The following is a 13,363-nucleotide window of genomic DNA, read 5'->3' as shown; positions in this document are numbered from 1 at the left end:
CTCCGGGTCGCCGTTGTACGGCACGTCCTCGACCAGCGTGCCGTCGCGGTCCAGCAGCACCGCGTCGAAGAGGCGGTGCGGCGTCGTCCCCCGGTTCACGGGCAACCGGTTGCCCCGGGCAGGAGGAGTGAACATCAACCCTGCGCTCCGGGTCCGCGACCGTCCGTGCCGGACGGACGGCTGCGCCACCAGCCGCGTACCCAGTGGGTGACCGCGACCGGCGGGATGAGCGCGCTGGTGACGAGCATGGTGAGCACCTCGTCGCGGGTGCGCGGGCCGGGCGCGATCCGCGCCCGGGCGAACTCGGCGGTGCCCGCCGCCCAGCCCAGGGCGGCGACGGCGGCGGCGACGCCGAGCGGGCGCCGCGGCGCCGAGCCGGGTCGCAGGCCGGCCCGCAGCGCGGTCGCGGCCAGCGCCAGGGCTCCGGCGGCGGTCACCGCCAGGTGCCGCGGCCGGCGGCCGGGCGGCAACCCCAGCTCGGCCCGCCAGCTCGGACCGTAGAGCCGGCGCAGCAGGGCGTCGTCGGCGTTGCCGCGCTGCACCCGCAGGCTCACCCAGCGGTCCTCCGGGCGCACCGGGTGGCTGACCACCCGTCGGCCGCGGACGAGTTCCCAGCCGGCGAGGCGGACCCGGTGGGCCAGCTCGGCGTCCTCCCGGTAGGCCCGGGGGAACCGTTCGTCGAAGCCGCCGACGTCCGCCAGCGCCGCCCGCCGGTACGCCATGTCCGCGGTGATCCACTCGCCGTCGGCCAGCCCCGCCGTGCCGCGTTCCCAGTCGGTCGGGCGGCGGTCGGGTGGCAGCGGCACCCGCAGCGTGCCCTGCACCCCGCCGACCCGAGGCCCGACGGCCAGGTCGCGGACCAGCCGCCGCGACCAGTCGGCATCGGGGACCACGTCGTCGTCGAGGAAGACCACCCACGGCTGGCGGGCCGCCCGCCAACCGGTGTTCCGCGCCGCCGCCGGGCCCGCGCCCCGCCCGGTCAACACCTTCGGGTACGCCGACAGCGTCGCCGGCAGCGGCAGCTCGTCGGTGGCGTCCCGCCGGTCGTCGACCAGCAGCAGCTCCACGTCCGGCAGGTCGGCCAGTTGCGGGGCGAGGGCGTCGAGCAGCGCGCCGAGGCTGGGCCGGCCGACGGTCGGCACCACGATGCTGATCACCGGCCACCGTCCCGCCCACGGTCCGCGCCGAGCGCGTGCCGGTGGACCGCGAACGGGCCGAGGGCGAGCAGGTCCACCGGGGCGGAGCCGAAGAGCTCCATCGCCTCCCGGGGGGTGTCGACCATCGGCCGGCCGGCCGTGTTCAGCGACGTGTTCACCACCACCGGCAGGCCGGTGAGCTGTTCGAACTCGGCCAGCAGTTCGGCGACGAGGGGTTCGGTGTCGGTGTGCACGGTCTGCACCCGGGCGGTGCCGTCGACGTGGGTGACCGCCGGGATGCGGTCCCGCCACTCCGGCTTCACCCGGTGCACGAAGAGCATGTAGCGGCTGGGGAAGACGCCCTGGAAGATGTCGGCGAAGCGTTCGGCGCGGACCATCGGCGCGATGGGGCGGAACTGCTCGCGGCCCTTCACGTCGTTCATCCGGGCCGTGGTGGCCGGGTCGCCGGGATGGGCCAGCAGCGAGCGGTGGCCCAGTGCGCGGGGGCCGTACTCGCTGCGCCCCTGATACCAGGCGACGATGCCGTTGCCGGCGAGGACCCGGGCCGCCTCGGCGGCGATCGACTCGGGACGGTGGTAGGGCAGCGCGGCCCGGCGCAGCTCCGCCTCCAGCGCCTCGTCGGACCAGCCGCGCCCGAGGTCCGCTCCGCTCATCGGTGCGGACCGGTCACCGAGCGCCCCGGCGACGTGCAGCGCGGCGCCGAGCGCCGTGCCCGAGTCACCGGCGGCCGGCTGCACCCACACGTTCCGGTACGGCCCCTCGGCCGCGATCCGGGCGTTGGCCACACAGTTCAACGCCACCCCGCCGGCCATCGCCAGGGTGGCCGGGCCGCCGGCCGCGTCGTGCAGCCAGCGGGCCAGGTCGAGGACGACCTCCTCCAGCCGGGCCTGGACGCTGGCCGCCAGGTCGGCGTGTTCGTCGGTCATCTCCCCGTCGGCGGCGCGCGCCTTCGCCATGCTCGCCCAGTCGATCCGGTCGACGTGGAAGCCGCCCTCGGGCGTGACCCGCACCAGCTCCCGCAACAGGCCGAGGTGCTTCGGCTCGCCGTACGACGCGAGCGCCATCACCTTGTACTCGTCGCTGGAGTGCAGGAAGCCGAGGTGTCGGGTGAGGTCCTCGTAGAGCAGGCCGAGTGAGTGCGGCAGCTCCTGCGAGTACAGCGAGGTCAGCTCACCGCCCCGGTAGACGCCGGCCAGATGGCTGGCGACCTCGCCCCGGCCGTCGAGCACCAGCACGGCGGTGTCGTCGCCGGCCGTCGGCGCGGCCAGCCCGGCGGAGGCGGCGTGCGCCACGTGGTGCGGCACGAACCGCACCTTCTCCGGGTCGAGGCCGGGCAGGGCGGCGGCCAGGAACTGCGGGGCCCGCTCCGCGTAGTCGACGCGCAGCCAGTCCCACGGGTCGGTCAGGCCCAGGCTGGCCGCGTCCCGGCACATGCCGGGGTCGAAGGAGTACGCGACCGCGTCGAGGCTGTCGACGTCGACGCCGGCGGCGGCCAGACACCAGGCGGCGGAGAGTTCGGGGAGCTCCCAGGCGGAGAAGGGCACCGGCCGCTTGCCGTGCTTGCGGCGGCTGAACCGTTCCTCTTCGGCGGCTGCCACCACCTCACCGTCGACCACCAGGGCGGCGGCCGGATCGTGGAAGATCGCATTGATACCGAGGACGTGCATGCAGGGCTCCCTACCCCTGACCTCTCCGCCTAACCTGCAGATCATCGACTTCTCGGCGGAGGCGGGAATCTCCACGCTGGAGATTCGCGCCCGGCCGTCGGCCGCCCCCACGTCGTCAGCGGCGCCGGTCCTCTCCCCACCGGCCCGGCGTCGGGCAGGTCGTGGTCGTGCCGCCGCCCGGGTCGGGACGCGCGCCCGGTGGCCGACCCGGTCGGTGGCCGACCCGGTGAGTGGCCGACTCCCCGGCTGGGTCGCCGGTCCGGGTGGCCGCGGGGCGGTAGCCTGCGGTGGATCGATTGACGCCTACGGGGGGCGGTGCGATGTCCACGACCAGGGTCTCCCATCCGATCTTCGCCCGGCTCTTCGCGCGGGCCAGCGTCGCGATGGACCGGGCCGGCATGGCCGAGCACCGGCATCGGCTGGTGGCCGGCCTGCACGGCCAGGTGGTGGAGGTGGGCGCCGGTAACGGCCGGATGTTCGCGCACTATCCGCCGGCGGTGACGGCCGTGCTGGCGGTGGAGCCCGAACCGCGGCTGCGCGCCGACGCCCGTACCGCCGCCGACCGGGCGCCGGTGCCGGTCACGGTCACCGACGGTCTGGCCGAGGCGCTGCCGGTCCCCGACGCCGGCGCCGACGCGGTGGTGCTGTCGCTGGTGCTCTGCTCGGTCCGCGACCAGTCCGTCGCGCTGCGGGAGGCGTACCGGGTGCTGCGCCCCGGTGGCCAGCTGCGCTTCTACGAGCACGTGGTGGCGGACACGCCCGGCCTCCGCCGGGCGCAGCGCTGGGTCGACGCCACCTGCTGGCCGCTGTTCTGCGGCGGCTGCCACACCGCCCGGGACACGGTGGGCGCGATCGCCGCGGCCGGCTTCAGCGTGGTAGCGCTCGACCGGTTCCGCTTCCCGCCCGAGGGGCTGGCGATGCCCGCGTCACCGCACGTGCTCGGCACCGCGATCCGTCCCTGAGCCCAGCCACCTCCACCGCACCCGACACCCGCCCGCCACCGACCGGCCATCCGCGCCCTCGACGGCGTCGCCGGTGGCCGGCGTCCCGGCACCGCCCGTTCCGCCGGGCCGTCTGCCATTCGCGTCCTTTGGAGCTGATGACGCAGACGACTCACCGGCCGCTGGTGCCGATTCGTTTGTGCTGTCAGCTCTAAAGGGCCCGCACCCCTGTCGAGACGGTGGCAGGCGCGATGCTGGTGCCGTCAGCGTCATCGGATCTCGTGCTGTCGCGCCTGCGAGGCGGTGACCGGCTCCGACGCCGGCCTGTTCCTGCCAGCCGCAGCGCACTGCCGTGAAGCGGGCCGCCGCCTCCCGGCGGGCAGACAGCGGAGGAGGGGGCGACCCGGGTGGGTCGCCCCCTCCTGCACCGGTGGCTCAGCTGACGGCGACCGTGCCGTCGGGAGCCCGTACGCAGGAGACCGCGCGGGCGCTGGTGGCCGCCGCGCCGGTCAGGCACCGTCCGAGCACCTGGTGCCCGGCGGCGTTCGGGTGCCAGGACTCCTGGCACGTCTGGAAGTACGTGCCGCAGGCGTTGGCGATGCGCTGGATGGCCAGCTTGTCGTAGCCGGAGAGGCTGGTGACGAAGACGCCGGTCGGGCCGTCCTGGAGCCGGATGGGGGTGGCCAGGCTGTTCGCCGGGCTGCCGGCCGCCTCGCAGAGCCGGGCGCCGTCGAAGGCCCGCTGCACGTTCAGGTAGACCAGGTCCGCGGTGGGGAACTCGCTGGCGAGGGTGGTGCGGACCGAGCTGACCAGGGTGCCGAGGCCCTGGGAGAAGCGGTGGCCGGGGGCGAGGCTGCCCCGGTGGATCGGGCAGCCGGCGGCGTACCGCTCGGCGCCCAGGGCGCGGAACTTGTCCCGGGTGTCGTCCCGGTCGTCCTCGGTCCAGTAGCCGGGTGCCAGCTCAGGCGGCAGCGGGTTCGTGTAGTCCTGGAACACGATCCGGTGCTGGCCGTCGGCGTCGATCTGGTCGAGGGTGGTGAGGATCTGGCGTACCGCCGCGGTGGTCTCCGCGGTCGCGGCGCTGAACTGGGCGGCGGTGGCCAGGTCCGCGTCGTCGCAGGGTTCCTGCTCGACCGGCCCGCCGAGGTACGCCCAGAACTCCCACCAGCCGGTCCACGCGTCGGCGATGAACCGGTTGGCGCACTTCTCCGCCACGCTGCCGAAGGTGAACGAGCTGTTGTTCGACCCGATGCCGAGCAGCACCAGGTCGATGTCGTGGCTCTGCCCGACCGCGCGGAGCTGGTCCAGCTGCGCGGCCACCTGGCGCCCCTTGGCCCGGTCGGCCGAGGCGTTGGCGATGTCGTACGGCTGACCGCCGGAGCAGGCCAGGTTGAACCGCGCGGCGATGCCCGGCAGTTCCGCCCGGTGCAGCGACGCGTTCGGCGAACGGTGGCAGAAGTAGGCGTTGCTGTTCGGCGCGGACCAGCCCGGGAAGGGCTGCGCGACGCCGGCGACGTCGACCACCGGGGAGTACGCCCCGGCGCCCTCGCCGCTGATGAAGCTGTCGCCCAGCGCCACCGCGGCGGTGGGCAGCGCGGCCCCCGCGGGCGCGGCCGGCGCGACGGCGGTGGACAGTGCGGCCGCGGTGACGGCCAGCGCCGCCGCCAGCCCGGCCCGTCGGAGTACGGACATCGGCACTCCCTCCCCATTCATTGATGGAAATGTGAGAGATTCTCTGGGAGCGCGATCAGATCACGTTCGTCACCGGCCCGTCAACGGCCGGACACCGGGTTCGTCGATCACCTGGAGCGGCTCGGGGGATCCGGGTGGCTGTGCTCCGCCTCACCTTCGGGCGGGGCGCCGACGGCGCGCCGCGTCGGGAGGTGGCCGGCTTGTCGGAGCGTCGGGCTAGGCTCGCTGCGGCGCGCCGCGCGTGGTGATCGGGACGGTGACCGGCACCACACCGCAGAGACCTGGGAGTACGACCAGTTGACCGCACAGCCTGAGACCCTCTACGGGGCAGACGACCTCACCCACCTGGAGGGCCTGGACGCCGTCCGCAAGCGTCCCGGCATGTACATCGGCTCGACCGACAGCCGTGGCGTGGGTCACCTCGTCAACGAGATCCTCGACAACTCCACCGACGAGGGCGTCGCCGGTCACGCCACCCAGGTGGCGGTGATCCTGCACGCCGACGGCTCGGTGCAGGTCGACGACGACGGTCGCGGCATCCCCACCGACGTGCACGCCAAGTCCGGCATCTCCGGCGTCGAGCTGGTGCTCACCCGGCTGCACGCCGGTGGCAAGTTCGGCGGCTCCGGCTACAAGACCTCCGGTGGCCTGCACGGGGTCGGCGCGTCGGCGGTCAACGCCCTGTCCCGGCGGTTCGACGTCACCGTCCGGCGCGCCGGCAAGATCCACGCGATGTCGTTCCGGCACGGCGTACCCGGGATCTTCGACGGCGACGGCCCGGACGCCCCCTTCACCCCCGGCCCCGGTCTCCAGATCGTCGGCGGGATGAAGCGCGGTCAGCGCACCGGCACCTCGATCCGCTACTGGCACGACGCCCGCTACTTCGAGACCGGCGCGACGCTCGACGTCGACGCCGTCCGGATGAAGCTGCGCAACACCGCCTTCCTGGTGCCCGGCGTGGACTACCGGCTCCGCGACGAGACCGGCGAGGAGCCCGTCGAGGAGCGCTTCCACTTCCCCAACGGCCTGACCGACATGGTGGAGTTCCTGGCCCCGGCGGGCGACCGCCCGGTCTCCGGCACCCTGCTGGTCACCGGCGAGGGTCAGTACCGGGAGAACGCCGCCGACGCCAACGGCGTGATGCAGTCGAACGTGCAGCGCCGGGCCGAGGTCGAAGTGGCGTTGCGCTGGGGCACCGGCTACGAGCGCACCGTCGAGTGCTTCACCAACACCATCCGCAACGCGCACGGCGGCACCCACCGCAAGGGCTTCGAGCGGGCCCTGGTCCGGACCCTCGCCGACGCGATCCGCAACACCCGCGGCCTGCTCAAGGCCAAGGAGGACCCGCCCACCCTGGACGACGTCCTGGAGGGGATGACCGCCGTGGTGCACGTGCGGATCCCCGAACCGCAGTTCACCTCGCAGACCAAGGACGAGCTCTCCACCGCCGGCATCACCAAGGTCATCCAGACGCTGATCGAGCAGCACCTCAAGTCCTGGCTGGAGGACCGGCGGACGAAGGCCGAGGCGCGCACCGTCCTCCAGAAGATCGTCGACGCGGCCCGGGTGCGGCTCACCCAGAAGCAGCAGAAGGACGCCGCCCGGCGCAAGACCGCCCTGGAGGGCGCGTCGATGCCCGCCAAGCTGGTCGACTGTCGCGCGGCGGGCATCGACCGCAGCGAGCTCTTCATCGTGGAGGGCGACAGCGCCCTCGGCACGGGCCGGCTCGCCCGCTCCGCGGAGTACCAGGCGCTGCTGCCGATCCGGGGCAAGATCCTCAACGTGCAGAAGGCGAACCTCCAGCAGGTGCTGGACAACGCCGAGTGCGCCGCCATCGTGCAGGTGCTCGGCGCCGGCTCGGGGCGCACCTTCGACCTGTCGGCGCTACGGTACGGCCGCGTACTGATCATGGCGGACGCCGATGTGGACGGGGCCCACATCCGTACCCTGCTGATCACGCTCTTCGCCCGTTACATGCGGCCGTTGATCGAGGCCGGGCGGCTCTTCGCCGCGATGCCGCCCCTGCACAAGATCACTACGAAGGGGCGCAACCCGCAGACCATCTACACCTACACCCAGGCGGAGATGGAGGCGACGGTCCGCAAGCTGGAGAAGGCCGGCAAGCAGATCGTCACCCCGATCCCGCGCTTCAAGGGCCTCGGTGAGATGGACGCCGACGAGCTGTGGGAGACCACGATGAACCCGGCCACCCGCGCGGTCCGCCGGATCACCCTCGACGACGTCGACGCCGCCGAGCGGATCCTCGAACTGCTGATGGGGGAGAAGGTCGAGCCGCGCCGCAACTGGCTGATCGACTCCTCCGACCGGGTCGACCGCGAGGCGATCGACGCATGAGCACGCCTGTCACGGGAGAGAGCTGAACGATGGCACGCCGCAAGGACGACCGCACCAAGGTGGACTTCTCCGCCTTCGACCAGGCCGGCGCGCGGGTCTTCGACAACCCGCTGGTCACCGAGGTCTCCGACTCCTACCTGGAGTACGCCTTCTCGGTCATCCACTCCCGCGCCCTGCCCGACGCGCGCGACGGGCTCAAGCCGGTGCACCGGCGCATCCTGTGGTCCATGCACGAGGCCGGCCACCGGCCGGACCGGGGGCACGTGAAGTCCGCCCGGGTCGTCGGCGACGTGATGGGCAAGTACCACCCGCACGGCGACACCGCGATCTACGACGCGATGGTCCGGCTGGCCCAGGACTTCTCGCTGAACGTGCCGCTGATCGACGGGCACGGCAACTTCGGCTCACCGGACGACGGCCCGGCGGCCGCCCGCTACACCGAGGCGCGGCTCTCCCGGGAGGCGATGCTGCTCGTCGGTGAGCTGGGCGAGGACACCGTCGACGTCGAGCCCAACTACGACGGCTCGCTGACCCAGCCGACCGTGCTGCCGGCCGCCTTCCCCAACCTGCTGGTCAACGGCGCGTCCGGGATCGCGGTCGGGATGGCGACCAACATGATCCCGCACAACCTCGGCGAGGTGGTCTCCGCCGCGCGCTGGCTGATCAACCACCCGGACGCCGACCTCGACAAGCTGATGGAGTTCGTCCCCGGCCCCGACCTGCCCACCGGCGGTCTGCTGCTGGGCCTGGACGAGGTGCGCCGGGCGTACGAGACCGGGCGTGGGGTGGTCCGGATGCGCGGCCGGGTCGAGATCGGCCCGCTGGAGGGCAGCCGGGGGCGGCAGGCGATCACCGTGGTGGAGCTGCCGTACGGCGTCGGCGCGGAGAAGGTGATCGCGGCGATCACGAACGAGGTCACCAAGACCAAGCGGCTGACCGGCATCGCCGACGTCAAGGACCTCACCGACCGGGAGAGCGGCACCCGCCTGGTCATCGAGTGCAAGGTCGGGGTCAACCCACAGGCACTCCTCGCCGACCTCTACCGGCTCACCCCGCTGGAGCAGTCCTTCGGCGTCAACAACCTGGTCCTGGTGGACGGCCAGCCGCGTACCCTCGGGCTGAAGCCGCTGCTGGAGGTCTTCCTGTCCCACCGCTACGAGGTGGTGACCCGGCGCAGCGCGTACCGCCGGCGCAAGCGCGAGGAGCGGCTGCACCTGGTCGACGGTCTGCTGATCGCCCTGCTGGACATCGACAAGGTGGTCAAGCTGATCCGGGCCAGCGAGGACGCCCAGGCGGCCAGGGACGGCCTGATGCAGAAGTTCAAGCTCTCCGAGATCCAGGCCACCTACATCCTGGACACTCCGCTGCGCCGGTTGACCAAATACGACCGGATCGAGTTGGAGGCCGAGCAGGAGAAGCTCCGCGGCGAGATCGCCGAGCTGTCGAAGATCCTCGACGACGACAAGGTGCTCAAGAAGGTCGTCTCCGACGAGCTGTCCGCGGTGATGAAGCAGTTCGGCAGCCCGCGCCGCACCACCCTGGTCGACGGTGACCTCAAGGAGGTCCTCGCGGCGTCGGTGCCGGCCGGCCCGCTGGAGGTCGCCGACGACCCGTGCCAGGTGATCCTGTCGGCCACCGGGCTGGTGGCCCGCACCGCGGCCGAGTCGGAGGAGGCCTCCGAGGGGCGTCGGCGCAACGGCCGGGTCAAGCACGACACGGTACGCGCGATGGTGCACACCACGGCCCGCGGTCGGGTGCTCCTGGTGACCAGCGCCGGTCGGGCCTTCAAGGTCGACGTGCTGCCGCTGCCGGTGCTGCCCGAGCAGGCCGGCACGGTGTCGTTGCGCGGGGGGATGGCCGCCGCCGAGCTGGTGCCGTTGCAGCCGGGGGAGACGGTGGTCGGCCTGGCGCCGCTCGGCCCGACCGCCGAGGGTTCGCCCGGTCTGGCACTCGGCACCCGGCAGGGCGTGGTGAAGGTCTGCGCCCCGGAGTGGCCGGTCCGCTCCGACGAGTTCGAGGTGATCGGGTTGCGGGAGGGCGACGAGGTGGTCGGGGCGACCTGGCTGACCGACGGCGCCGAGTCGTTGACCTTCATCACCTCGGAGGCGTCGCTGCTGCGCTTCGCCGCGTCGCTGGTCCGCCCGCAGGGGCTCAAGGGTGGTGGCATGGCCGGGGTCAATCTGCCGGCCGGGACCCGGGTGGTCTTCTTCGGCGCGGTCCGCACCGACGACCCGGTGCACGGCGAGCCGATGGTGGTCACCTCCACGGGGGCGACGGTGAAGGTGACGCCGTTCGGGTCGTACCCGGCGAAGGGGAGGGCGACCGGCGGCGTGCGCGCGCAGCGGTTCCTCAAGGGCGAGACGGACCTGGTGGTGGCCTGGGTCGGGCCGCGACCGGTCGGCGCGACGGCGATTGGCGACCCGGTGGAGCTGCCCCCGGCGGATCCCCGCCGGGACGGTTCCGGCTTCGCCGTGATGCTCGGCCCCACGGTCGTCGGCCACCTGGTCGAACGCGACTGACCCGCACGCGGAAGGGCCCGGCGGCTACGCCCCCGGGCCCTTCCGCCTCCCCGCGTCGATCATGAAGTTGTCGCCCGGCCCACCGGCGTTTCGTGGCGACAACTTCATGATCACGGAATCGGTGGCGGGGCGGGGGTGGGCGGGGTGGTGCCGCGTAGGTGGGCGACCAGGCGCATGCCGTGGTAGATGAGCAGCGCGGCGGCGGTGCCCAGGGCGATGCCGTTGAACGACAGGTCGCCGGCGGTGAGGGTGTAGTTGGCGGCGCCGACGACCACCGCGACGGCGGCGGTCATCAGGTTCACCGGGTCGTGGAAGTCCACTCGGTTCTCGATCCAGATCCGGGCGCCGAGGATGGCGATCAGGCCGTACAGGGCGGTGGTCGCGCCGCCGAGCACCCCGGCCGGCACGGTGAGGATCAGCGCCCCGAACTTCGGGCTCAGCCCGAGCAGGACCGCTGCCAGCCCGGCCACCCAGTACGCGGCGGTGGAGTAGACCCGGGTCGCCGCCATCACGCCGATGTTCTCCGCGTACGTGGTGGTGCCGGAGCCGCCGCCGGAGCCGGCGAGCACGGTGGCCAGGCCGTCGCCGAGGAACGCCCGGCCCATGTCCTTGTCGAGGTTGCGGCCGGTCATCGCCGCGACCGCCTTGACGTGCCCGGCGTTCTCCGCCACCAGCACCAGGATCACCGGGATCACCAGCACCACCGCGCGCAGGCTGAAGCTCGGCGTGTGGAACTGCGGCAGCCCGACCCAGGCGGCGTCGCGCAGCCCCTCGACCGCGCGCGGGTCCAGCTCGCCGAGGAGCGCGGCGAGCGCCCAGCCGACGACCACGCCGAGCAGGATGGACAGTCGGGCCAGGAAACCGCGGAAGGCGACCGTGGCGAGCAGGATCGCGACCAGGGTGACCAGGGCGATCAGCGGCTGCGCCAGGAAGCCGGTGCCGCTGCCGCCGCCGTCCCAGGCCACCGGCGCGAGGTTGAGCCCGATCAGCGCCACGATCGCCCCGGTGACCACCGGCGGCATCAGCGCGTCGATCCAGCGCGCGCCGGCCAGCTGCACCACCAGGCCGACCAGCGCCAGCGCGACGCCGGCGACGACGATCCCGCCGAGGGCCGGGCCGATGTCGCCGCCGGCCTTCGCGGCCAGCACCGGCGCGATGAAGGCGAACGACGAGCCGAGGTACGACGGCAGCCGGTTGCCGGTGATCAGCAGGAACAGCAGCGTGCCCAGCCCGGAGAAGAAGAGCGTGGTGGCCGGCGGGAAGCCGGTGATCAGCGGCACGGTGAAGGTGGCGCCGAACATCGCCACCACGTGCTGCACGCCGACGCCCAGCGTGCGGGGCCAGGAGAGCCGCTCACCGGGGTGGACCACGTCGCCGGGGGTGACGGACCGGCCGTCGCCGTGCACCGTCCACGGTGACCAGCGAGAAGTGGGGGACTGGGTCATCGCGGCCCTCCGCGTCGTCGGCTGACGGGGGGCGTGATCGACCCTGAGAGTCGTTTCTAGCACGCCACCCAGGCCGACCTCCTCCTCGCCCCCGCCCCGCCCCCGCCCCGCCCTCGCCCCCGCCCCGCCTCGCCCCCACCCCCGCCGCCCCCGCCCGCCCCGGCCCCCGCCCCCGGTCCCAGCCCCCGCCCGCAGCGGTGATCAAGAGGTTTGCGTCATCCCTGCCCGGTTCTGAGACGCAAACTTCTTGATCACCGCTGCGTTTCGCGGGTCTGGCACGACCAGGTCGCCGCCTGGCCTGCTCGGGGCCTGCCCTTCTGGCGGTTGGCCGTGCTCTTTCGGTGGTTGGCAGATCAGGTGTCGGAGCCTTTGGAGCTGATGACGTAAGCGAGTCAGCGGGCCGCTCGGTCGGTTCTGTCGGCTCGGGGCGCGGCTGGCGGAGGTGCGCGAGGAGTTCGCGCCGCTCGGTCGGCTCGGGCCGCTTGATGGGCCCGGGCGATTTGATGGGCTCGGGCCGCATGGTCGACTCGCGCCGCTTGGTCGGCTCGGACCGCTCGGGCTGCTCGGTCGGCTCGGGCCGCTCGGGCCGCTCGGACCATCGGAAGCATGAGGCTCTTGGGCGCGATACCTGTGAGATATACCGATACCGACAGGTATCGCTCACCAGGTGCCGGCTTCGTACGACCGGACCCGACCAGGTGCCCGGCCGCTGCTCTGCCCGGTGCTGGTTCCTGGGCCGGTGGGGGCCGGGGCAGCAGACAAGGGCTGGGGCGGCGGGCGGAGCGGAGCGGCGCGGGGACCGGGGGCCCGAGGCGGGGCGGCGACCGGTGGGGTCAGGCCACGCCGGTGGGGCGGAACTGGACGCTGACGCGGGGGCCGACCGGGCGGGCGGTCTTGGGCACGGCGTGCTCCCAGGTGCGCTGGCAGGAGCCGCCCATCACCACGAGGTCGCCGTGGCCGAGGGGGAAGCGCAGGCTGTCGCCGCCGCCTCGTGGGCGCAGCAGCAGCGGCCGGGGCGAGCCGAACGAGACGATCGCGACCATGGTGTCGGTGTGCGCCGAGCGGCCCTGGGTGTCGCCGTGCCAGGCCACGCTGTCCCGGCCGTCCCGGTAGAGGCACATGCCGGCGGTGACGAACGGCTCGCCCAGCTCGGCCGCGTAGTGCCGGGTCAACGCCGCCCGCGCCTCGGTCAGCACCGGGTGCGGCAGGCGCCGGTCGCCGGCGTACCAGCAGAGCAGGCGGGGGACGTCGACCTCGGTGTCGTACATATTGCGCCGCTCGGCGCGCCAGGGCACCTCGGCCAGCAGGGTGTCCAGCACCGCGTCGGAGCCGCGCACCCAGCCGGGCAGGTGGTCGACCCAGGCGCCCCGGGTCAGCACGTGCCGCCGTAGCCCGTCGAGCGGGGCGAGGGACGGCCCGGCCTCGGCGAGGTCGAGCATCGACGGCTGGTAGGCGGTCCCGGACATGCGACCATCCTAGCCACGGTTTAGTACACCCGTGCGACTACGGTGTCCCGTCACCCGTCGGTCACCTGCGGGACACGCGTCCTTCGCCCTCCGTCGCCGGCCCTTGCCTACCGTTGTCCCG

8 protein-coding genes are annotated in these 13,363 nt (G+C 73.4%); 3 read left to right on the top strand and 5 right to left on the bottom strand.

All coding sequences use genetic code 11. From position 1 onward, the window contains the following. Nucleotides 1-134: 134 nt before the first annotated feature. Entirely contained in the window at nt 135-1,157 is a 1,023-nt protein-coding gene (locus V6U79_RS15115) for a glycosyltransferase family 2 protein (RefSeq protein WP_334614994.1), read from the bottom strand. Continuing rightward, nucleotides 1,154-2,824, bottom strand: a complete 1,671-nt coding sequence (locus V6U79_RS15110) for a carbamoyltransferase family protein (RefSeq protein ID WP_334614993.1) — start codon at nt 2,822-2,824, stop codon at nt 1,154-1,156. The genes V6U79_RS15115 and V6U79_RS15110 overlap by 4 nt, the downstream gene beginning before the upstream one ends. Before the next feature lie 320 nt (nt 2,825-3,144). Between V6U79_RS15110 and V6U79_RS15105 the strand changes: the two genes are divergently transcribed. Continuing rightward, nucleotides 3,145-3,786, top strand: a complete 642-nt coding sequence (locus V6U79_RS15105) for a class I SAM-dependent methyltransferase (RefSeq protein WP_334534426.1) — start codon at nt 3,145-3,147, stop codon at nt 3,784-3,786. Between the two features lie 414 nt (nt 3,787-4,200). Here V6U79_RS15105 and V6U79_RS15100 read toward each other — a convergent pair whose 3' ends face one another. After that, nucleotides 4,201-5,457 carry an SGNH/GDSL hydrolase family protein gene (locus V6U79_RS15100; RefSeq protein WP_334614992.1) on the bottom strand — a complete coding sequence of 419 codons (1,257 nt, stop codon included), beginning with the start codon at nt 5,455-5,457 and terminating at the stop codon, nt 4,201-4,203. Nucleotides 5,458-5,754: 297 nt separating this feature from the next. Here V6U79_RS15100 and V6U79_RS15095 point away from each other — a divergent pair, with 297 nt between their 5' ends. Together V6U79_RS15095 and V6U79_RS15090 are read left to right on the top strand one after the other, a co-directional pair. After that, nucleotides 5,755-7,812, top strand: a complete 2,058-nt coding sequence (locus tag V6U79_RS15095; protein ID WP_334614991.1) for a DNA gyrase/topoisomerase IV subunit B — start codon at nt 5,755-5,757, stop codon at nt 7,810-7,812. A gap of 29 nt (nt 7,813-7,841) precedes the next feature. Further along, the gene (locus tag V6U79_RS15090; RefSeq protein WP_334534436.1) at nt 7,842-10,331 is read left to right on the top strand and encodes a DNA gyrase/topoisomerase IV subunit A; all 2,490 of its coding nucleotides are present in this window, start codon (nt 7,842-7,844) and stop codon (nt 10,329-10,331) included. 110 nt (nt 10,332-10,441) lie between these two features. Here V6U79_RS15090 and V6U79_RS15085 read toward each other — a convergent pair whose 3' ends face one another. Next, nucleotides 10,442-11,776 (bottom strand): uracil-xanthine permease family protein, encoded by a 1,335-nt coding sequence (locus tag V6U79_RS15085; RefSeq protein ID WP_334534439.1) that lies wholly within the window; start codon nt 11,774-11,776, stop codon nt 10,442-10,444. Nucleotides 11,777-12,609: 833 nt separating this feature from the next. Then, the gene (locus V6U79_RS15080) at nt 12,610-13,242 is read right to left on the bottom strand and encodes an alpha-ketoglutarate-dependent dioxygenase AlkB (RefSeq protein ID WP_334526130.1); all 633 of its coding nucleotides are present in this window, start codon (nt 13,240-13,242) and stop codon (nt 12,610-12,612) included. Nucleotides 13,243-13,363 lie beyond the last annotated feature (121 nt).

The organism is Micromonospora psammae (assembly GCF_036902725.1).
Classification (GTDB): Bacteria; Actinomycetota; Actinomycetes; order Mycobacteriales; family Micromonosporaceae; genus Micromonospora.
The sequence above is the reverse complement of the archived record's forward strand: the minus strand, read 5'-3'. Positions and strand labels throughout refer to the sequence as shown.

What these genes read in the sequence shown, in the direction of transcription:
- V6U79_RS15080 (WP_334526130.1), bottom strand. Translation starts at nt 13,242, where the DNA reads ATGTCCGGGACCGCCTACCAGCCGTCGATGCTCGACCTCGCCGAGGCC.
- V6U79_RS15100 (WP_334614992.1), bottom strand. Translation starts at nt 5,457, where the DNA reads ATGTCCGTACTCCGACGGGCCGGGCTGGCGGCGGCGCTGGCCGTCACC.
- V6U79_RS15090 (WP_334534436.1), top strand. Translation starts at nt 7,842, where the DNA reads ATGGCACGCCGCAAGGACGACCGCACCAAGGTGGACTTCTCCGCCTTC.
- V6U79_RS15085 (WP_334534439.1), bottom strand. Translation starts at nt 11,776, where the DNA reads ATGACCCAGTCCCCCACTTCTCGCTGGTCACCGTGGACGGTGCACGGC.
- V6U79_RS15110 (WP_334614993.1), bottom strand. Translation starts at nt 2,824, where the DNA reads ATGCACGTCCTCGGTATCAATGCGATCTTCCACGATCCGGCCGCCGCC.
- V6U79_RS15105 (WP_334534426.1), top strand. Translation starts at nt 3,145, where the DNA reads ATGTCCACGACCAGGGTCTCCCATCCGATCTTCGCCCGGCTCTTCGCG.